This is a genomic window from Mariniflexile litorale (assembly GCF_031128465.2).
Classification (GTDB): domain Bacteria; phylum Bacteroidota; class Bacteroidia; order Flavobacteriales; family Flavobacteriaceae; genus Mariniflexile; species Mariniflexile litorale.
This window is the reverse complement of the sequence record NZ_CP155618.1, coordinates 3,512,118-3,533,495: the sequence shown is the minus strand read 5'-3', so window position 1 is coordinate 3,533,495 and position 21,378 is coordinate 3,512,118. Positions and strand designations below refer to the sequence as shown.

Here is a 21,378-nt window from a genome sequence, read left to right as displayed (position 1 = left end):
ATTTGTATTCGATTAAAATTTCTAATCTTTAATCTTATCACAATAAGGCTATATGCCGTAGATGAAAATCTTTAGTCCTGCTTCGGTGGGACTTTTTATTTTATGTCATCTGCTATTAAAAATCAATAAAAATATTATAAAAACAACACCACTACATTGAAAAATGTTTTATAATTCCATAAAATAAGAATACTAAAAAGTTGATATTGCATACATTGTACAAGTAATAATTAGTTATTCAAAATAACCTAAACCCCACAGTATTTTGGGCACATAATTCATATAACGTCCCATCTACATTTTGATAAAAACGCAAACCCAATACACAAAGTGGTATTCCAAGACCTGTTGGCAAACTTTGGGGTGTTAACAATATGCTGGTTATGGAAGCTTCTTTATCTAAAATCAAAGGTGGGGCCATAAACAGTTGGGATACTAAAGCATTAAAATTAAAATCCAAAACACCATAACTCAGTTTTACATGAGTGGCACCAGCCACAAAACCAACATGCTTTATATCGAATTCTGAAATGGTTAAGGTAAAAGTGTGTGCATCGAGGATAAAATTAAAAGGCAAAATTCGCTGTACTTCACACTCGGGCGTATATTGAAATTGCTTCAACAATTGAAGTCCTTCAAAAGTTTTTATACCTTCAGCGACAACACGTTGTCCACGTTTATTTATGAGGTCTAAATCTTTCAATTGGGTAAACAACCTCATCAATCTACTATGCAAATATGTAAGTTTACAACCCATGTAAAAAGGACTTAAAGCGTGTTTAAAAACCTTATTCACATGTGAACAGTGTCCAAACTCATTACCATTTTCCCGTACACGTTGCATGCTATCTTTCGTCTTTATAGCCTTGCTGTTAAAACCACCTCCTGCTTGCCTTACTACGGGTTTACCGTTTAAATAATAAAAATTTAGACCTCCTAGTGTACCAGCTAATGGAATGATACCTTTTTGCTTTGCCATAACACATATTTTATAATAAAACAAATCTCCACATCCTAGAGACAACTACCTCTTAACCAGATATAAAGATATAAAAATGGATAGGAATAATGATATCAGATTTATTTAATAACCGCACCGTTATTTTAGGTCGTATCAAGGATAGGGCAACAACGAGGTTATAGAGTAGTTATAGCATGGTTATAGCATGCTTATGGCGTGGTTATGGCGTGGTTCTAGTATGGTTATAGAAAGTTCAACATACTTATTAAGGTTAACAAAATAACATGTTACCTTAGTTAGTGTTAAGTACACAAATAAAAAGAACCTTGGGTTTAATAAATATAATAAAAATTGAATTAGAAACACTCCATAGATTTTTAAAAATAAAAAAATAGGGTAGTAAACTTTAAAAACCAGGATCTGAAATAGAAAGTATCAATTTAGAAGCAACCCACGAAGTCAAATTTTTAATTAATTTTAATCCCTATTCGTTCAAAACAATTATTTGTTACTTAAACTTATATTGTTAAATTCTTAATAGGATTCAAACGCAGGTTTGTGCTGTTTTTACAGAGCTACTTTAATAGAAGGTGTTGTATCTCTTTTATTTCCCGATACAAAAATTGGCAAAAATATTCCCTAACAAATCATCATTGGTTATTTCTCCAGTAATCTCACCAAAATGATACAGGGCTTGCCGAATATCAATGGCTAATAAATCGCCAGACAAGCCAGATTCTAAGCCATGTTTCACGCTTTCAATAGCATCCAATGCTTTTAATAAGGAGTCATAATGTCTTGAGTTGGTCACGATGGTATCATTATTTCTTAAAGCTCCTGTATTTACAAAACTTAAGAGTTTGTCTTTTAATGCATCAACCCCAATATTTTTTTTGGCAGATAGGAAATGAATTTGAGGAATGTCTTTTTTGATTGATTTTATTTGATTTTCATCTAATTTATCAACCTTATTCGCTACAATTAATAACGGTTTTAGAGGGTATTTGTTTTTGATTTTTTCAATTTCAATCTTAAAAGAATTGATAAACACGTCTTCTTTAAAATTTAAACTGTCGGCAAGAAAAACAACCACTTGTGCTTGATCTATTTTTTCAAAGGTTTTTTTAATTCCAATACTTTCAACCACATCTTTGGTTTCGCGAATGCCCGCTGTATCAATAAAACGAAACCCAATTCCTCCTATCGATATTTCATCTTCAATAGTATCTCGAGTGGTTCCTGCAATGTCACTTACAATGGCGCGTTCTTCATTTAAAAGCGCATTTAAAAGGGTGGATTTCCCCACATTGGGTTCGCCAACTATCGCCACTGGAATACCATTTTTAATAACGTTCCCAACGGCAAACGAATCTATCAAGCGTTTTAAAACAAAGCTGATGCGTACTACCAAGTCTGTAAACTGGGTTCTGTTGGCAAACTCAACGTCTTCTTCAGCAAAGTCTAACTCCAATTCTATTAACGACGCAAAATTTAAAAGTTCTTCACGTAGTTTTGCTATTTCCGATGAAAACCCGCCGCGCATTTGTTGCATCGCTATTTGGTGAGATGCTTCATTATCTGATGAAATTAAATCGGCGACAGCTTCTGCCTGACTTAAATCTAACTTTCCATTTAAAAAAGCGCGCAGTGTAAACTCTCCTGCTGTTGCCATACGGCAGCCTTTCCTTAGAAATAATTGTATAATTTCTTGTTGAATGTAATTGGAACCATGGCAGGACACCTCCACCACATCTTCTCCTGTATATGAATTCGGATTTTTAAATACAGAAACCAACACCTCATCAATGGTTTTAGTGCCATCCATAACATGGCCTAAATGAATGGTATGTGTTTTTTGAGAGCTAAGTGTCTTGTTACTTTTTATGGATTTAAAACAATTATCTGCTATAGAAATAGCATCATTTCCAGATAAACGAATCACTGCAATAGCACCTGCACCAGATGGGGTTGCTAAGGCTACTATGGTATCTTGATGAATCATATTTAAACTAAGTAAATACCGTCTGGTTTAATTTCTATTTGTTTTTGCTTGTAAAGGGTTCCTACAGCTTTCTTAAAATTCTTCTTGCTCATTTGAAGCACGTCTTTAATAGCCTGAGGATCCGATTTATCGGTTAGATTTAAAAATCCACTATTATCGTGAAGTTCGTGCATAATACGCTCTGCATTTGGTTCTATATTTCTATAACCTATTTGCCCTAACGAAATATCTAATTTGTTTCCGGGTCGAATCTTTTTTACAATGCCCTTTAACTTATCACCAATACTTAAATCGGTGAAAATTTGGTCGTTGTAAATCAAGCCCATATGGGTTTTGTTTACAATAACATTCATTCCAATATCCGATGGATGAGACACTATAATATCAACTTCATCAAACGGACTCACAGTAAGTTCTTTATTGTCTAAAAAACTATTGGTTTTACTCGAAGCTGCCAAGCGGCCTGTTTTTTCATCTAAATAGCAATACACTAAATACCAACCTTTGGGCTTCATTTTAAAAGCTTGCTCTTTAAACGGACAAAATAATTCTTTTACCAAGCCCCAATCTAAAAATGCACCATATTCGGTCACAGCATTACAACGTAATAAGGCAAATTCACCCACCTTAATATACGGCATATCGGTAGTTGCTACTGGGCGTTCTTCGTTATCTAAATATACAAATACATCTAACTTATCATAAATTTTAAACAATTCTGGCACATACCTATTTGGTAATAAAACTTCATTACCTTCTGTATCTACCAAATACGCACCGTGGTCGGTTTCGCGTAGTATTTCCAATGTATTAACTTGCCCAATTCTTATCATGCTGCAAAGGTAATCATATTAGTTTTTAGACAATAAAAAAGCGTTACAATTTTAATTTGCAACGCTGTATCATTTTTTATATCTATTAAGATTAATAAACAGATTCTTTTTTGAAATGCTTGGTTAATAAATAATAAACAACAGCTCTATATTTATTACGGTTAGATTTACCATATTGCTCTATAACAGCATTAATTCCTTTATCTAAATCGGCACTGTCTTTCAATCCTAATTTTTTAATTAAAAAATTATTTTTTACAGTAGCTAGCTCAGATTCATCCGTACCAGAAACCGTTGCAGCATCTGCATTATAAATTGATGGACCACAACCAATTGTTACTTTAGTTAATAAATCCATGTCTGCTGTAACACCACACTTATCTTTTAAATCGGTAGCATACTTTGCAATAAGTTCATCACGTTTACTCATAATAGTTTGTTGTTTTAATGTGTTTATAAAATAATTATATTGATAACTGTCTTAAAGATAACTATTTTTTTTGGTTCAGAAGTGTTTTAAACTTCCAAAACGCTTCATTATTATGTGTTTTTACTTCTACGATCATCAATTTAAAATACGGACTCTACAAACTTAAGTTAGATCAATTACTTTAATTTTCACTTACTATATTTGCAACGTTTTAATCATCAAAAAAAGGAAGACATTGTACACTATAAAACAAACTTTAAATACCAATAATCATTTAGAATATATTGAAATAGAAAATTCAGAAAAAACATGTTATGCGAAAATTTACGTCCATCAAGGCGCTAGTTTACAGGAATTAAAACTGGACGGTAAAACTATTATTGAAGATTTATCTCCTTTAACCTATAACAATACGTTTGCATCTTCAATTTTATTTCCGTTTGCCAATAGAATAAAAGATGGTAAATACACCTATGATGGTAAGGAGTTTCAATTTGATATTAATGAAGTGGATAACAACAATGCGCTACATGGTTTAGTTTTTGATAAAACATTCCGTATTATTAATCAAAAAGAAGACAAAAATACTGCTTCAATAACTTTAGAATATATTGAAAACAAGGAATCCATCGGGTTCCCATACACCTACTCGATTCAACTTGAATATATGATATCTAAAGATGCTGTAAACCTTAATGTATCAGTTAAAAATACGCATTCCAAAACATTTCCTTTTACACTTGGATGGCACCCTTATTTTAGTTGCAGCAACTTATATAACAGCACGCTTAATTTTGATAGTAATAAACAACTTGTTTTCGATGACCACTGTATAACTTCTGGTACAAAAGCTATTGAAAACAACTCGCATTTTGAGATAAAAGACAAAAAATTAGATGACTGTTTTATTTTAAACTCCAATAAAACTCAATTTAACACACCCGATTATAAACTTTTAATAAGTGCATCTTCCGAAGAAAACTTTTTACAAATTTACACCCCGCCAAGGGCAAATACAATAGCCATTGAGCCTACTACGGGGGTATCTAATAGTTTTAATAACCATATGGGATTACAAATTTTAAAACCCAATAATACATACCAACTTAATTGGAATGTTAAGTTAATTTAAACAGAAAATGCTGCACAACTCAATGTAACAGCATGTTGATGATTGGGATAATCCTATTAAAAACCTATCAAGTTTCAATAGCTATAATTTATTAAAGTATAATTATTAGAAGTAAGATAATAATAATGGCTCCCGAGGAAATATAAAGACCATTTCCTGAAGCTCTAACATCTTTCTTAATTTTTCGTACTTCTTTACGCAGTTCTTTTTTTTCAGAAGAGCTTAAAGTCGATTTATCCATAGCTTTAATTTCTTCTAAACGATTCAACATGACTTTTACTTCTGCTGGTATTTCAGGTGCGGCTGGAGTTGTTGTATGCATAGGTGCTTTTTCAGTGGCCATTACAGTATTTGGAAATGCTACAAACGTTGCCATCATTAATAATAAAATAAGTGATTTTTTCATAATTGCTTGGTTTTAAGATTATTTTGATGATGTAAAGGTACTTGATATCCGTTTTAAGCTGTTATATCATTTTTAAAACATGTTACATAATTTTAAACTGTCAGTAAGTTTCAAGGATTTATTGCATACAACTTTTTATATGCCTTTTTGAGTGTCCAAAGAACATCATAAATCCATAAATAGGTGTTGTATGATGAGTTGTTATACTGCGTAATCAGCGGGATAATTTTACAATTCACTATTTTTATTATCCCCCTGATTTTACAGATAATCGCCGATTTTTTTACCTTTATGGCAGAAAAAGCTGATGCAGTTTCCTTGTAGCAACAAAATTAAAATCAAAACAACATGAAACCTTTCGAGACTACCCTAATAGTAACACCAAGCGATTTAGATGAACTCAACCATGTAAACAACGTACGGTATATAGAATGGGTACAACATATAGCCAAAGCCCATTGGCAAAAAAACGCATCGTCAACAATTTTAAAAGACTATTATTGGGTGATGCTTTCTCATTATATAGAATACAAAACTCCGGCATTCCTAAACGATGTTATTAGCCTTAAAACCTATATTATAAATTTTAAAGGTGCTACCTCTACACGTATGGTTGAAATATACAATGAAGCTAATAAATTACTAGCAAAGTCTGAAACCAATTGGTGCTTGATAAATAGCGAAACTAAACGTCCTGCACGCATAACTCCCGAAATAATACGTCTATTTAGCTAAATAACGAGACTACATACGATGCTATCAAAACAAAAGTTATATTTTTGAATTCTATTGATTTAAAATAACGACTGTTTAATGAAACGCACTTTATACACTATCATTACCATAGGTTTTTTAATGCTTTGGAGTTCTTGCCGTAAAGATTTTGAGTTTTCACCAAACACAGGGTCTCTACTTTTTTCAAAAGATACTGTATATTTAGACACGATATTTACTAATATAGGTTCTAGTACCTATAATTTAAAAGTATACAATAGAAGTAATGATGATATTATGATTCCTTCTATAAGACTCGCTTTAGGCAATACCTCCAATTACCGTTTAAATGTAGATGGTAGGGCTGGAAAAGACTTCGAAAACATTCAGATTCTGGCTAAAGACAGCTTGTTTATTTTTATTGAAACAACCATCGATATTAACAATTTTTCCAATCCAGATGGTAAATTTTTGTACACGGACCAAATAGAGTTTGATGCTGGTACCAATCTTCAAAAAGTAGAGTTGGTTACTTTAGTGCAAGATGCCATTTTTATATATCCTAATAGAGATAATACCACCAAAGTAATAGAAACGCTTTCACTTAATGTGGGTGGTGAAATATTAGAAACAGAAATTCAAGGTCGCGAACTATCATCTAACGAACTTACTTTTACAAACGAAAAACCTTATGTTATTTATGGTTATGCTGCTGTACCCAATGGACAAACCTTAACTATTAATGCGGGGGCTCGTATACATTTTCATGATAATTCAGGACTGATTGTTACCGAAGCTGCTTCATTACAGGTTAATGGAAATGTTAGCAGCAATCCGGAACTTTTAGAGAACGAAGTCATTTTTGAAGGCGACCGATTGGAACCCGACTTGGCCAACGTACCAGGACAATGGGGTACCATTTGGTTATTAGATGGTAGTGTGAATAATACTATAAATTATACGACCATAAAAAATAGTACAGTAGGTATTTTATGCGAGGGTAACCCTGATGCCGCTACTGAAAAATTAAAAATTATCAATTCACAAATTTACAACTCTAGTAATTTTGGTGTCATGGGAAGAAATACCTCTATTACTGGTGAAAATGTAGTGATTAATAATAGTGGTCAATCATCGTTTGCAGGTGTTTTTGGCGGGAAATATAATTTTACGCATTGTACTATTGCCAACTATTGGAACGGCTCTAGGCAATTCCCTGCTGTTTTATTGAATAATTTTATGACAGACGAAGATGGCACAACTTTTATAACCGATTTAACCCAAGCCCATTTTAATAATTGCATTATTTATGGAAACGATAATCCGGAAATCTTGATAGATGAGGTTGAAGACAATACCGTGGTTTTTAATTTCAAATTCACCAATTGCCTCATACGTTTTCAAAATAGCAATAACAGTTTCACGGGTGCTAATTATGATTTAAATAACACCAATCATTATGAAGGTAACATTTTTAATAAAGATCCAGATTTTATGAATCCTAGTAAAAACAGGCTTAATATTGGTGAAAATTCTGCTGCTGTAAACAAAGGCTTGTCAATATTTGCTACACAAGTACCATTTGATATTTTAAATGTTAGTAGAACGACTGCTCCCGATATTGGAGCCTATCAACATATTATATTTTAGAGTGAAACGGGTCCATTCCATGCAGTGTAACTTTCTATTAGTAATACTATATTAAATTCTAATTACGCCTCCTCAAAGAAATATTCAGTCTTAACTTCTTCTGTCATGAATGTATAAACAATAAATTTTTACTTCACTTTCATTACACTCTTCAAAATTTAAAAGATTGTTTATATTTGGAACAAAAAAAATTAGTTATGGATTGCAGTATACACCATACTTTAATAGCTAATTAACACATACAAACTTAACCAAATAGTATTTTATGGATGCCTACAGATTAATTGATATATTTTTATTCGCCATTCCTTCATTAATTACAGGACTTATTGCTTACCACTTTTTTAAAGAACACATAAAAAATGAAGATGGCAGAAGACGCTATCTGTTAAAAAAAGATTTACAAGTTAATGCTTTACCAATGCGATTGCAGGCCTACGAACGCATGGTGTTATTTTTAGAACGCATTACACCTTCTAATTTATTAATTAGGGTTTCTCCTATATCCTCAAGCAAAGAAGATTATGAAGCTTTAATTATACATAGTATTGAACAGGAATTTGAACACAATTTAACACAACAAATCTATGTAAGTGAGAAGTGCTGGAAGATTATTAATGCCGCAAAAAATGCCACCATTCAATTAATAAGAAAAGCAAGTTTACTTGAAAAAACGGATACGGCTAATAAACTTAGAGAAGTTATTTTAACAGAAATGATGGAACACCTTTCTCCCAGCGATGCTGCCTTATCGTTTATAAAAGAAGAAGTCTCTGAATTGTGGTAAATTAATTAGCGTACTTCATTTGACATAGCTTCGGTATGCTTATTTTTCGCATAATCAAATCCTTGTTGCCACCAAGAAATCATTAATTTTTTATTGAATATCAAGGAGTTTTCGGTAAGTTTTGAAGGTGTGTAATATAAATTAAGTGTCACCCCTCTATTCTTAGCAGCGAGTTTTCCTATTAAAATATCACTGCGCTCTACTTGGTCTAACAAATGTCCAAACAAATTAAGCATGAGTGAAAACGGGTTTTTACCCAAAACTTTCATGTATTCCATGTTTTCAGATTCCAAAACCACAGCGTCTATTTCTGTGGCTCCGCGTTGGATAGCTTCTCGTATGGGCACAACGCAACCAAAAGCGCCATCGGCATACTCAAACCCATTTACTTTTGCTATAGACATAAAAGGAATATAGTTACATGAAATCCAAATCCATTCACAAAATTCTTCATATGAAAAATCTTTAATAGACTTATATTCTACTTTATTTAAAGATAAATTTGATACCGTTACAACCACATCTTCTTTGGTTGCTTTTATTAAATTATATTCTTCTTCGGTAAAATGCTTTTTAAGATAACGCTTTAATGCTTTACTCTCTCCAAAGGTGCGTTTCTTCTTTATAAACTGCCATAAGGAGTTCATAAAATTTATAGACACATATTCTCTATCCCCTTTTTTTCGGGTACGAAAAGGGTTTACACTAAAAATATTACTTTGCTTAACATCTGTAAACACATCATAAATCTTATCAATTTTACCCGCCGCGATGTGTGGTACTAACAAACTTCCTGTAGAAGTTCCTACAAACAAATCATAAGTATGTCCTTTTTCTTTAATTAAATATTCGGCTACACCACCTGCATATGCCCCTTTACTTCCACCTCCTGAAATTACTAATGCCCTCATATTTAATTTTCTAATTGACTTATTTCTTGGTTTTTAAATTTTGCAAAATCATACCCACTTTCCCACCATTTGGTCATTTTTTCTTTGTTAAAAATAAGAGAATTGATCGTTAAAACAGTGGGTGCATAGTAAAAATTAATAATGGCATCATTATGAGTTGCTGCAAATTTCCCAATACGTATGTTTTGAGATTCAATTCTGTCTAACATAAAAGAAAACATATTTGTTAATAACGAAAAAGGATTTTTTGATGGCAATCTATTAAATTGATTGACTTCCGTTTGTAAAATTATAGCATCCACTTCGGTGGCTCCTCGACTTATAGCTTCTTCTATAGGCACCATATTCCCCAAACCCCCATCGGCATATTCACAACCATCTTTTTTAACCAAAGTCATAAATGGTGTATAGTTACATGAAATCCAAATCCAATCAATAAATGCTTCATAATCAAAATCTTTCAAAGATTTATATTCTACTTGATTGAGAGATAAATTAGATACTGTTACCACAATATCTTTAACAGAAGACTTTAAAACTAAAAACTCCTCCTCGGTTAAAGTGGCTCTTATTAAGGCTCTTAAATTATGACTTTCACCAAAGGTTTTACTCCCTCTTAACAAATTAAACAACACACTCACATGATTAATAGCAATGTTTTGACTCCCGTGTTTTTGCTTTATCACAAAAGGACATACGTTAAAAATACTATCATTTGTAACGTTCGTATAAACCTCTTTAATCTTTTCTATTTTTCGCAATGCCAAATGAGATGTTAATAGACTTCCTGTAGACGTACCAAGATACAATTGGTAATCACGCTTAAGTTCTTCAATAAGGTATTGTGCTACACCTCCTGCAAAAGCCCCTTTACTACCCCCTCCAGAAATTACTAATGCTCTCATGTTCAAATTTTATAGGTAAATATAAAATAAGAAAATCAATTAAGACGGACACCTAATTAAAATATTCAATTAGACTTTATAGAAAGCATTTAATCGATAAGAAGAACTATAAAACTGCATTTTATATATTCAATTATGCATTTCATAGAAAAGACTTTAATATATGTAGCTGAAAAGATTATTTTTTGTAAAAAAAACCTACTTTCGTTTTCAATTATCACTAATTAGACTACATGAGCAAAAAATACTTTTTAGCCATTTCCTTGTGCGCTTTATTAACTGTTTCCTTTTTTGGACTCAATAAAATCATAGAAGTATCTCATAAAATTAACACTTCTGCGTTACCGCCTACTATAGATTTTAGTTTTAATAATAACAATTCTTGCTCAGGTACGCCTATTACATTTACGCCTATAGTTACAGGAGATGCTCCGTTTACTTTTTTATGGAATTTTGGAGGCGGAAAAACATCTACCAATAGCAACCCAACATTCGCATTTACGGCGTTAGGATGCGGATTTCAAAACAACAATGTTTCTTTAACCGTTACAGATGCTAATGGAACAAGCAATTCTATAACTAAAACGGTTTCTGTTCAGCAAAAACCAGATTTAAAATTTGTCAATTTAAATGCGCCTACTGGATCTTCAGCCCCTTTTGAAAAGTGTGGAGATAATAATACCGACCTTCAATACACCATTAATGTTGGCAACAATTCGGCTTCTGCTTCCTGTATTACTTCATATAATATAGAATGGGGAGATGGTTCCTTTGAAACAAATGTCGTATTTCCTAGAATGCATACTTATACAAAATTAGGGTCTTTTAATATGGTAATAACTGGAATTGGAGCTAGTGGCTGCAACAACGCCGTTACTTATGTTGTAAAAAACTCTAACAACCCCATTGGCGCATTAATAGCACCCGGAAATACAACCAATTTATGTACACCTGTTTCGCATATGGCATTTGCTATTGGGTCTTGGGCTTCCAATCCATCCGACACTAATTATTTTGTAAATTATGGAGACGGCACTACGGCTAATTATACACAAACCCAGTTAGAAAGCTCGCCCTATTTTAATTCGGCAAACCCACCTGCTTCTCAAAATTTCCCTATACCACATACATTTACTAGATTTAACTGCCCTGGCGGAAATACAGTGAGCTTAACCATAACTACATCGTGTGGTAGTACTTTCCTTACTGCTGGACCCATTATTATTTTAGACGTACCAATAGTAAATTTCAATGTTGGTAGCATTGCATGCGCCAATACATCTGTTTATTTTAATAATACAACCATCGCAGGATTTACAAATGATTGTAGCACTGTTAATGTCTATACTTGGGATTTTGGAGATGGTAGTCCCCAATCAAGAGCCGTTAATCCAAGTCATGTTTACACGACTCCTGGAAATTATACCATTACTTTGTCTGCTGAAACCCCTTGTGGAAAAGGAGCTACGGTAACTAAAACCATTTGTATTGAGCCTATATTAGTACCCAATTTCACATTTAATAATGCCTGTGCTTCAGTCCCTTTACAATTAACAAATACGACCGATACGCGTTTAAGTTGTGGAGCAGAAACCTATACTTGGGATGTTATTTCCTATTCTGAAGCCTATTGCGGAGAAGAACCAGAACGTTGGAATTTCGCGAATAGTACGAATAGAAATTCTAAAAATCCTGCCATCTCTTTTATAACACCTGGTATATACTACTTGAGATTAACTACAAGGAACTCATGCGGCATCAATAATTCGATTACCAAACGTATTGATGTAAAAAAACCACCAGTTACAACTTTACAACCACTCTCTAATTTTTGTCAATCAGCTTCTATTTTTCCAGTTGGAACCGTTGAAGAAACATGCTCACCCAGTTCTGAAATCACCTATCTATGGAGTTTTCCTGGTGGAACGCCTTCGTCATCCACCTTATTAAATCCTGGAAAAATAAACTATTCTACAAGTGGAAATTATACAGTAACTTTTAGTGTTACAAATAGCTGTGGGACTACTACTAAAAATCAAAACTTTTCAGTAGATTTAGTTTTATCACCTATTATTTCTCCCAAAGCTATAGATATATGCAGTGGACAAAACTTTCAAGTAAGACCAACCTCTAACGGCACAGATAATGTTCCTTCTAGTACAACCTATACTTGGGGCAACCCCGTAATAAGTCCTGCAGGTGCCATAAGTGGTGCTTCTGGACAATTTACACCACGCACAAGTATCAGCCAGACATTAACAAATAACACAAATGCTCCTGCTACTGTTACCTATACCGTTTCTCCCGTATCAGGATCCTGTCCTGGCCCTGATTTCACTATTACAGTAACGGTTAACCCATTAATCAAGGTAACTCCTAGCGTCGTAAATGGCACATGTTCGGGGTCTAATAACGGCTCTATAAATATTGATATATCAGGCGGTATCCCCTTTTCATCAGGAAACCCATATACAATTAGTTGGTTAGGACCTAATGGCTTTTCAAGTTCAAATGAAGATATTTCTAATTTACAACCTGGCTATTATACTTTAAACATAACCGATAACGGCAAATGCCCTTATAACAACTCATTTCTAGTAACCGAACCTGGCGTATTTAGATTTTCATATGATGGTAAAAATGATATTTCTTGCTTCGGTCTTAACGATGGCAGAATCAATCTAACCACTTTAGGAGGCACACCTCCTTACAATTTTACTTGGATTAAAATTGGAGACCCAACATTTACTGCGGCTACTGAAGATTTAAGCAACCTCAAACCTGGTGATTACGAAGTAACTATTACCGAAGTTAACAATTGCAATACCCTAACAGGAAGTTACACCATCATTGAACCGCCATTATTAGAAGTAAGTCTAACCAATCCTGTAGACATCATTCTTTGTTACGGTTCTTTTACTGGTAAAATTGAAGTAAATGCCCTTGGAGGCAGGCCTAATTACAGATGGTCTTGGACAGGACCCAATGGTTTTAGAAGTAGTCTTCAAAATTTAAATAATATAGAAGCAGGCACTTACAACTTAACGGTTTTCGATAACTCTGGGTGTAGTAAAAACTTGCAAGTTATTGTGCCTCAAAATCCTCAAATAAAACTAGACTACACCGTAAAAGAAATTATATGTTATAATGATGATAGTGGCGTTATCACCATACATGGTATTTCTGGTGGTGTACCACCTTATGAACCTGTAGTATGGAGTAATTTAGGTACTGGCATGGTTCAAAATAATTTGTCGCATGGTACTTATATTGTGACGGTAACTGATGCCTTAAATTGTGTTGTTAATTTCCCTATAGTTTTGGCTAATGCTCCTATTTTTGATATCAACCCAATCGTAAAAAATGTGTCGTGCTTTGGAGAAAACGATGGTAGTATTAAACTAAATCTTGTTGGTGGTGAAAAACCTGTTTCCTTAGTTTGGAGTGATGGCTCCACCGCTGGAAACGAACGAAACAACATAGGCCCAGGAACTTACTCAGTAACTATTACGGATGCTAAAGGCTGTGTTATACAAGAAACGTTCACCATTAAAGAACCTTTTCCGTTAAAATTAATTGGCGATGTAACAGATGCTTTAGATTGCGATGACGTTAATTCTGGAGCTATAAATCTTGAGGTTACTGGAGGCACATTACCTTTATCCATTTCTTGGAGTAATGGGTCTAGAATAGAAGATTTGTCAAACATTCCTCCGGGTATTTATACCGTCACCATCACCGACGCCAATAACTGCAAACTATCTGAAACATGGGAAGTAAAAAGATTTGCTCCATTAGAGGCTCCTTTTGAAGTCATAACAGATTTTAATTGTGAAACCAAATACGTCGATCAAACATTTATAGCCCATGTTAAAGGAGGTATCCCACCCTACCAACTAAGTTGGTCTAGTGGAATTATTAGTGGTGCTAATAACGAAATAATGAGAACCGACACCAATGGTTTAGTGATTCTTACTGTTGAAGACAGCTTTGGCTGTGTTAAAGAGTTTTCCCTTCAAGTAAAAACGCCCGTACTAGATGACTCCCGTTTTACTACAGATTCCTTTGGTTTAAGTGTTTACAATTTGTATTCTATTTACGACCCTATTAAATTCACAAATGGATCTCTGGGCGATTTTATTAATATATCCTGGGACTTTGGAGATGGTAATTTTTCAAACGAAGAAAGTCCAGAGCATATATATGTTAAAGAAGGCACATACACCATTAAACAAACAGTCACCTATCCATTTGGATGTGAATATTCGAGCGAAACCACATTAGTAATTGAAAAAGGTTACAGCATTATCATGCCTAATGCCTTTACACCAAATAACGACGGTTTAAACGATTACTTCGCCCCTGTTTTTGTTATGCTGAATAATATGACACTTCATATTTACGATACATGGGGTGGTATTATATATACTGAAACAGGAGAAAACATTAGAGGTTGGGACGGAAAAATAAAAGGCATTCCTAGTGAAAATGGTAACTATTATTATAAACTTACCTCCAAAACCTTTTACAAACACACCATCACAACAGAAGGATCATTAGTTTTAATTAAGTAAAAACAGAATAGATATAGATGAAATTCAAACTACTAACACTCATTACTATAGCTTGTTTTTATTTAAAAACAAATGCGCAAGACCCTGTTTTTTCACAATATTTTTTAGTTCCCGAAACTTTAAACCCAGGGTTTTCGGGCTTTGAAGATGCCTCTTATTTAGGCTTAATACATAGAACACAGTGGCCCAGTCTTGATTTAAGAGTTGATACGGAATATGCTTTTTTTAATTCTTGGATTGAAAATGTGGGAGGCATTGGTTTTAGTATTTTAAATCAACACGAAAATAAAACCAATTACAACCATCTACAAGGAAATATTAATTTTGCATATCATATAGAATTAGCTAACGATTGGTTTTTTAGACCTGCTGTAGAAGTCGGTTTTGGTACAAAATCTTTTAATTTTAGGAACTTAGTGTTAGCAGATCAAATTAATATTGGTTCTGGAACCATTAATCCGTATTCCTCCGATCCTTATGCTTTAAATGCAAATGATAATATTGCTTTTATAGATTTTGGTACTGGTTTTGTTTTTGATAAAAAAAACACACGAAATGATACCGATTTATGGCTTGGGGCTTCTATTAAACATCTAAACAGACCAAATATTTCTTTTTTGGATAATGGCAATGTGCCGCTAGATATTTTTTATTCTGTACATGGCAATTATAAGTTTCCGTATTTTGATTATAACGACATGATCATTTCTGCCAATTATATGCAACAAGGTGGTTTTAATAGATTTGATATAGGCACCACTATAAAACTTGAGAAATTAATGCTAGGTGCTATGGCAGTTACCAATCCTGCAAAAAACAATGCAAATAACGATTTACTCACTTCAATAAATGCCTTTGTTGGTTTAGAATTTGAACAATTACGCTTTGGCTTTTCTTATGATTTGAACACGTCGAGCATTGGACGAACCAATGGTGTTTATGAGCTTTCAATCACATATTTAGCAGGGTGTTTAATATGTAGAAACCCCACGAATCTAGAAAGAAGGAAATAAATTTATAGAACTTTAAGAAGCTCTTTAGCAAACTTTGAAAACTGCCAACTATGATGATTAGTGGCTTGCTTTAAATTTTCAACACAAGCCGCATGACACGCTTTTATTTGTTGTAAATATAGAAAAGCATTCTGACGAATTTCAAAACCATACATTGGGCTTGTATAATCCGTTAACTCTTTAAAATACATTCTTTTGTTATGGGGTTCAAAATCCTCAGTAATTAAAGCCAATGTTAACCAAAGAATGCGCAGGTTTTTATCATTAAAACCTTGAATTCCCTTTGTTTTACTCAAGTATTTATTTCGCTCTTGCGGAAAATTTAACCATAAATTGAATAATGCTTTTTCAATGGTGTTATATGATTTGTCGTTTAATAGGGTTTCATAATCTTCCCTTAATTCTAAAGGTATTTCGGTTAGATTTATAGCAATGGCTTGACGGACTTTAAAATCTCTTGAATTCAAAACACCTTTTATTAAATCATTCCTATTTATTGATGAATCCGCTAAAGATCTTTCAAAAAAATCAACTCTATAAAAATCATTCATTGACCCAAAAATCAAATCCCATTCACTATAAACTTCAGTAGAAACCAAATGACTCTTACAGGATAATATATCATTTTTATTTCTTTGGTTCTCATACATTTTAGTTGACAATTCCACTAATCTATCCTTAAAAAATTCTATATCTACCAAATAATTTTTAACAAACCCATTCAAATCCTGTCCACTTACCTTCTCCACTTCGTTTATAAAATCATCGGTCTCTACATTTTTAAATTGATACTTTAATAAATAGTTCTTAACAGCCATTTTAAAAGCCTTATCTCCCACTTGCTCTCGCAACATATGCAAAACCCAAGTACCTTTTTTATAAAACGTGGTACTACTCGATTCTGGATTTAAAAGCGAAGTGCTTTGTCCTGTCTTATCTTGTTCTAGCAATTCTTGGGCATATTCATATAATTGCCAGTAGTAATAATCTTCTCCAAAAACTTCTTTTTCAGCTAATAAGGCATAATACGTAGCAAAACCTTCTTGAAGCCAATGGTGCGTACCAGATGTTTCCGTAACCAAATCGCCAAACCATTGATGTGCTAATTCGTGCGCATTCACATTCACATAGTTTTTATCTACAAAAGCTATAGAATCAAGAACAAAACTATCAGCGAAAATGGTGGTGCTTGTGTTTTCCATCCCTGCATACAGGAAATCTTTTACTGGCACTTGTTTGTAATTTTGCCACGGATACGGCACACCTATTTCTTCTTCTAAAAAATCGAACATACGTTTTGTGTAACGATACGTGGGTTCAAATTTCAAAGAATCCTCTGGATAATAATACATTTCTAAAGGAATACCACTTTTGGATATTTCAGTTTTTTTATCATAGTTGCCAATCGCTAAAGCCACTAAATAGCTACTCATGGGTTTTTGCATGTCGTAATACCATGTGTTAGTTGAATCGTTTAGTTCCCTATTTATTAATTTTCCGTTGGCTATAACTTGGTAATTCTTATCGAATTCAATACTTAAATCGAACTCGATTTTATCATTCATATCGTCAATACTAGGCAACCAATTACTGGTATATTTCCCCTGACCTTGGGTCCATATTTGTTTGTTACCCTCTTCATATTCCCAATCAATAAAATACATAGCTTTTTGGGGCCTTACTTCCCAAGTCATATTCATTTCGTGTTGGGTATTCATTTGAAACGGATGTTTAATTATAATGTATTGCTCATCATACATGGTGCTAATTTCTTTTCCATTTAAAATACAGCGAACCTTTTCAAAATTACGAGCATCTAGATAAATAGAATCGGTGCTTTTTAATATGTCAAATTCAACTGAAGCGGTTCCAAAAAGCTTTTTCTGTTTTAAATCGTCAAACACTATATGTGCTTTTATCTTTTTAAAATCAACATAATCAGTTTGTTGCCCTTGAACAAAGAGAGCTGTAAAAAACCATAAACAAAATAGAAATCGATTCATGTTGTAAAGATATCAAGCATTAAGCCAAAATACATAAATTTTCTATTTTTTGAATTGGATGAAATGCCTTAAATTCGTCTTCTATGACTACCAAACTTCAAACTCCCATAGATTACTTAAAAGGTGTTGGCCCTAACAGAGCCGATTTGCTACGTAAGGAGTTAGGTATTCATACCTATCAAGATTTATTAAATTTATTTCCTAATAGGTACATAGACCGTACACAGTACTACAAAATTAATCAACTGCAACAAAACAATGCCGATATACAAGTTATTGGTAAAATAGTAGCTTTTAAAGAAGTGGAACAAAAAAGAGGCAAGCGTTTGGTTGCTACCTTTCAAGACGATACAGGCGTCATGGAATTGGTTTGGTTTCGGGGACAAAAATGGATTCGTGATAATTTAAAACTAAACACCACCTATGTGATTTTTGGTAAAACGAATCTATTTGGCGGAAAATTCAATATGCCGCACCCCGAGGTAGAATTACACGAAGAGCATGAAAAAAACTTACGATCTGCCATGCAACCTGTATATCCTTCAACCGAAAAACTTTCCAACAAAGGACTTACCAACCGTGTTATTATCAAAATTATTCAAGAGTTATTTCTAGAAACGGGAGGCCGATTTACAGAAACACTTTCTGAAAATATGCGCTCAGAATTAAAATTAATTAAAAAAAGTGATGCGCTTTTTAATGTGCATTTTCCAAAGAGTCAAGAGCTCTTAGCAAGAGCTCAATTTCGGTTGAAATTTGAAGAGCTTTTCTATATTCAGTTTCAACTTATCATCAAAAATTTAATTCATAAATCGAAAATAAAAGGCTTTCCTTTTGAACATGTTGGAAATTATTTTACCAACTTTTTCAGCAACCATTTACCCTTCGAATTAACCAATGCACAGAAACGTGTTTTAAAAGAAATTCGAGCCGATTTAGGGAGCAATGCCCAAATGAATCGATTACTACAAGGCGATGTGGGTTCTGGAAAGACCATAGTAGCCTTCATGTCAATGTTAATGGCACTTGACAACGGTTTTCAAGCTTGCTTAATGGCTCCGACTGAAATTCTGTCAGTCCAACACTATAACGGTTTACTTGAACTATGTAATAACTTGAATATCAGCATAAAAATACTTACTGGTTCAAGCACTACTTCAGAAAGAAAAAAAATTCATGCTGCTTTAGAAAATGGCGATTTACAGCTGCTAATCGGCACCCATGCCTTGTTAGAAGACAAGGTCAAATTTAAGAATTTAGGTCTCGCTATCATCGATGAGCAGCACCGTTTTGGGGTGGCTCAACGCAGTAAATTATGGCATAAAAACACCTCGCCTCCACATGTTTTAGTCATGACGGCCACCCCTATTCCGCGTACCTTGGCGATGTCCGTTTATGGCGATTTAGACATCTCGGTTATTGATGAATTACCTGCCGGAAGAAAGCCTATAAAAACGGTTCATAGGTATGATAAAAACCGATTGAATGTTTTTAAATTTATTAGAGATGAAATTGCTAAAGGTCGACAAATTTACATCGTCTATCCACTCATTCAAGAAAGTGAAAAAATGGATTATAAAGATTTAATGGATGGTTACGAAAGTGTTTCACGCGATTTCCCCATGCCCAAATATCAAATTTCCATTGTTCATGGAAAAATGAAACCTGCCGATAAAGATTTTGAGATGCAACGTTTCATTAAAGGCGAAACGCAAATTATGGTAGCCACCACCGTTATTGAAGTGGGCGTAAATGTACCCAATGCTTCGGTAATGATTATCGAAAGTGCAGAACGTTTTGGTTTATCTCAACTTCATCAACTCCGTGGTCGTGTGGGTCGTGGTGCCGAACAGAGCTATTGTATATTAATGACAAGCCACAAACTAAGTGCCGATAGCAAAACCCGCTTAGAAACGATGGTAAGAACTAGCGATGGTTTTGAAATTGCCGAGGTAGATTTACGCTTACGTGGCCCAGGAGATATTATGGGAACGCAACAAAGTGGTATTTTAAACCTTAAAATTGCCGACATTATAAAAGATAAAGATATTTTACAAAGTGCCCGGTTTTATGCTAAAAAGCTACTTAAAGACGACCCTAAATTATCCAATCCAGAAAATAAAGTTATTTTAGATACCTACAGGGCTTTAAGTAAGTATAAAAACATTTGGAATTATATTTCTTAAAGGACGGAAGATGGAAGACAAGAAATAGAGAAATTAAATTAATACTTATATTTACAACTTAAGCAAACATTCTTAATTTTTAACTCTTAATTTTTAATTATCACATGCTTCATTTAAAGTTAGAAACCGACCCGCGTTGGGTAGATATTGTAGAATCGAATATTGAAGAAATACTAACCGATCACGCTTGGTGCGAACAAAAAGCGGCTACCAATGCTATTTCAATAATTACTCTCAATTCTGAATACCCCGATTTGGTAAGCGATTTATTAGAACTCGCTCAAGAAGAATTAGAACATTTTCAAATGGTACATAATATTATTAAAAAACGCGGTTATAAATTAGGCAGAGAACGTAAAGACAGCTACGTAAACGAACTTTATAAATTCATGAATAAAGGTGGAAACCGCTTGCAATGTATGGTAGACAGACTTTTGTTCTCTGCTATGATTGAAGCTAGAAGTTGTGAACGTTTCAAACTATTATCAAAAGAAATTAAAGACCCTGAACTTTCTAAATTTTATTATGATTTAATGGTGAGCGAAGCTGGACACTATACACTTTTTATAAACTACGCCCGAAAATACGGTAAAGATATAGATGTTGACAAACGTTGGAAAGACCTCGTAGCATTTGAAAGTGAAATAATAAAAAACTACGGTAAAAATGAAACCATTCACGGATAAACAAAAAAACTCAACCATTTCTAGTTGAGTTTAATACTGTTCGGAGCTTGATTGATATTGATAACAAGGTAGTTACAAATCAATTTACAAAATGTTATGATATTGTTAAATAATTCAATTTACTGTTAATTAACATTATTCAGAGGTCACGACCTACTTATCAATAAAACTTCCATTCAATAAAA

At 33.5% G+C, this 21,378-nt stretch carries 16 protein-coding genes; 8 read left to right on the top strand and 8 right to left on the bottom strand.

The features are described from left to right. Positions 1 to 238: 238 nt before the first annotated feature. The 4 genes from QLS71_RS14785 to QLS71_RS14770 all read right to left on the bottom strand — a co-directional run bounded on the left by QLS71_RS14785 (position 239) and on the right by QLS71_RS14770 (position 4,226). Positions 239 to 979 (bottom strand): hypothetical protein, encoded by a 741-nt coding sequence (locus QLS71_RS14785; protein WP_308993239.1) that lies wholly within the window; start codon positions 977 to 979, stop codon positions 239 to 241. A gap of 586 nt (positions 980 to 1,565) precedes the next feature. Beyond that, complete coding sequence (gene mnmE, locus QLS71_RS14780; protein WP_308993240.1) at positions 1,566 to 2,963, bottom strand: tRNA uridine-5-carboxymethylaminomethyl(34) synthesis GTPase MnmE; 1,398 nt, start codon at positions 2,961 to 2,963, stop codon at positions 1,566 to 1,568. Positions 2,964 to 2,965: 2 nt separating this feature from the next. Next, a complete protein-coding gene (locus tag QLS71_RS14775) occupies positions 2,966 to 3,796 on the bottom strand; it encodes a S1-like domain-containing RNA-binding protein (RefSeq protein WP_308993241.1) in 831 nt (276 codons plus the stop codon). A gap of 91 nt (positions 3,797 to 3,887) precedes the next feature. Beyond that, positions 3,888 to 4,226: a DUF2853 family protein gene (locus QLS71_RS14770; RefSeq protein ID WP_308993242.1), complete on the bottom strand. Its 339-nt coding sequence runs from the start codon at positions 4,224 to 4,226 to the stop codon at positions 3,888 to 3,890. A gap of 235 nt (positions 4,227 to 4,461) precedes the next feature. Between QLS71_RS14770 and QLS71_RS14765 the strand changes: the two genes are divergently transcribed. Continuing rightward, positions 4,462 to 5,358 (top strand): aldose 1-epimerase, encoded by an 897-nt coding sequence (locus tag QLS71_RS14765; RefSeq protein ID WP_308993243.1) that lies wholly within the window; start codon positions 4,462 to 4,464, stop codon positions 5,356 to 5,358. 91 nt (positions 5,359 to 5,449) lie between these two features. On the opposite strand, the gene QLS71_RS14760 is transcribed toward QLS71_RS14765, so the two are convergent. Then, positions 5,450 to 5,764 carry a hypothetical protein gene (locus QLS71_RS14760; RefSeq protein WP_308993244.1) on the bottom strand — a complete coding sequence of 105 codons (315 nt, stop codon included), beginning with the start codon at positions 5,762 to 5,764 and terminating at the stop codon, positions 5,450 to 5,452. Between the two features lie 348 nt (positions 5,765 to 6,112). Between QLS71_RS14760 and QLS71_RS14755 the strand changes: the two genes are divergently transcribed. The 3 genes from QLS71_RS14755 (at position 6,113) to QLS71_RS14745 (ending at position 8,915) form a co-directional block, all read left to right on the top strand. Further along, positions 6,113 to 6,499: an acyl-CoA thioesterase gene (locus QLS71_RS14755; protein WP_308993245.1), complete on the top strand. Its 387-nt coding sequence runs from the start codon at positions 6,113 to 6,115 to the stop codon at positions 6,497 to 6,499. Positions 6,500 to 6,577: 78 nt separating this feature from the next. Beyond that, complete coding sequence (locus QLS71_RS14750; RefSeq protein ID WP_308993246.1) at positions 6,578 to 8,128, top strand: hypothetical protein; 1,551 nt, start codon at positions 6,578 to 6,580, stop codon at positions 8,126 to 8,128. Between the two features lie 265 nt (positions 8,129 to 8,393). Further along, a complete protein-coding gene (locus QLS71_RS14745) occupies positions 8,394 to 8,915 on the top strand; it encodes a hypothetical protein (RefSeq protein ID WP_308993247.1) in 522 nt (173 codons plus the stop codon). A gap of 5 nt (positions 8,916 to 8,920) precedes the next feature. Here QLS71_RS14745 and QLS71_RS14740 read toward each other — a convergent pair whose 3' ends face one another. Together QLS71_RS14740 and QLS71_RS14735 are read right to left on the bottom strand one after the other, a co-directional pair. Continuing rightward, positions 8,921 to 9,826: a patatin-like phospholipase family protein gene (locus tag QLS71_RS14740; protein WP_308993248.1), complete on the bottom strand. Its 906-nt coding sequence runs from the start codon at positions 9,824 to 9,826 to the stop codon at positions 8,921 to 8,923. A gap of 2 nt (positions 9,827 to 9,828) precedes the next feature. Then, complete coding sequence (locus tag QLS71_RS14735) at positions 9,829 to 10,731, bottom strand: patatin-like phospholipase family protein (protein WP_308993249.1); 903 nt, start codon at positions 10,729 to 10,731, stop codon at positions 9,829 to 9,831. A 233-nt stretch (positions 10,732 to 10,964) separates the two neighbouring features. On the opposite strand from QLS71_RS14735, the gene QLS71_RS14730 reads away from it, so the two are divergent. Together QLS71_RS14730 and QLS71_RS14725 are read left to right on the top strand one after the other, a co-directional pair. Beyond that, a complete protein-coding gene (locus QLS71_RS14730) occupies positions 10,965 to 15,305 on the top strand; it encodes a PKD domain-containing protein (RefSeq protein ID WP_308993250.1) in 4,341 nt (1,446 codons plus the stop codon). A gap of 17 nt (positions 15,306 to 15,322) precedes the next feature. After that, a complete protein-coding gene (locus QLS71_RS14725; protein ID WP_308993251.1) occupies positions 15,323 to 16,318 on the top strand; it encodes a PorP/SprF family type IX secretion system membrane protein in 996 nt (331 codons plus the stop codon). A 2-nt stretch (positions 16,319 to 16,320) separates the two neighbouring features. Here the strand turns inward: QLS71_RS14725 and QLS71_RS14720 are convergent, their stop codons facing one another. Continuing rightward, on the bottom strand, positions 16,321 to 18,321 hold the full coding sequence (locus QLS71_RS14720) for a M1 family metallopeptidase (protein WP_308993252.1): 2,001 nt from the start codon (positions 18,319 to 18,321) through the stop codon (positions 16,321 to 16,323). Positions 18,322 to 18,404: 83 nt separating this feature from the next. Between QLS71_RS14720 and recG the strand changes: the two genes are divergently transcribed. Both recG and QLS71_RS14710 read left to right on the top strand, forming a co-directional pair. Continuing rightward, entirely contained in the window at positions 18,405 to 20,507 is a 2,103-nt protein-coding gene (gene recG / locus QLS71_RS14715; RefSeq protein WP_308993253.1) for an ATP-dependent DNA helicase RecG, read from the top strand. A 104-nt stretch (positions 20,508 to 20,611) separates the two neighbouring features. Further along, complete coding sequence (locus tag QLS71_RS14710) at positions 20,612 to 21,193, top strand: tRNA-(ms[2]io[6]A)-hydroxylase (protein ID WP_308993254.1); 582 nt, start codon at positions 20,612 to 20,614, stop codon at positions 21,191 to 21,193. Positions 21,194 to 21,378: the final 185 nt, after the last annotated feature.

Coding starts and splice junctions, on each gene's coding strand:
- QLS71_RS14785 (WP_308993239.1), bottom strand. CDS start 979: ATGGCAAAGCAAAAAGGTATCATTCCATTAGCTGGTACACTAGGAGGT.
- mnmE (WP_308993240.1), bottom strand. CDS start 2,963: ATGATTCATCAAGATACCATAGTAGCCTTAGCAACCCCATCTGGTGCA.
- QLS71_RS14775 (WP_308993241.1), bottom strand. CDS start 3,796: ATGATAAGAATTGGGCAAGTTAATACATTGGAAATACTACGCGAAACC.
- QLS71_RS14770 (WP_308993242.1), bottom strand. CDS start 4,226: ATGAGTAAACGTGATGAACTTATTGCAAAGTATGCTACCGATTTAAAA.
- QLS71_RS14760 (WP_308993244.1), bottom strand. CDS start 5,764: ATGAAAAAATCACTTATTTTATTATTAATGATGGCAACGTTTGTAGCA.
- QLS71_RS14755 (WP_308993245.1), top strand. CDS start 6,113: ATGAAACCTTTCGAGACTACCCTAATAGTAACACCAAGCGATTTAGAT.
- QLS71_RS14750 (WP_308993246.1), top strand. CDS start 6,578: ATGAAACGCACTTTATACACTATCATTACCATAGGTTTTTTAATGCTT.
- QLS71_RS14745 (WP_308993247.1), top strand. CDS start 8,394: ATGGATGCCTACAGATTAATTGATATATTTTTATTCGCCATTCCTTCA.
- QLS71_RS14740 (WP_308993248.1), bottom strand. CDS start 9,826: ATGAGGGCATTAGTAATTTCAGGAGGTGGAAGTAAAGGGGCATATGCA.
- QLS71_RS14735 (WP_308993249.1), bottom strand. CDS start 10,731: ATGAGAGCATTAGTAATTTCTGGAGGGGGTAGTAAAGGGGCTTTTGCA.
- QLS71_RS14730 (WP_308993250.1), top strand. CDS start 10,965: ATGAGCAAAAAATACTTTTTAGCCATTTCCTTGTGCGCTTTATTAACT.
- QLS71_RS14725 (WP_308993251.1), top strand. CDS start 15,323: ATGAAATTCAAACTACTAACACTCATTACTATAGCTTGTTTTTATTTA.
- QLS71_RS14720 (WP_308993252.1), bottom strand. CDS start 18,321: ATGAATCGATTTCTATTTTGTTTATGGTTTTTTACAGCTCTCTTTGTT.
- recG (WP_308993253.1), top strand. CDS start 18,405: ATGACTACCAAACTTCAAACTCCCATAGATTACTTAAAAGGTGTTGGC.
- QLS71_RS14710 (WP_308993254.1), top strand. CDS start 20,612: ATGCTTCATTTAAAGTTAGAAACCGACCCGCGTTGGGTAGATATTGTA.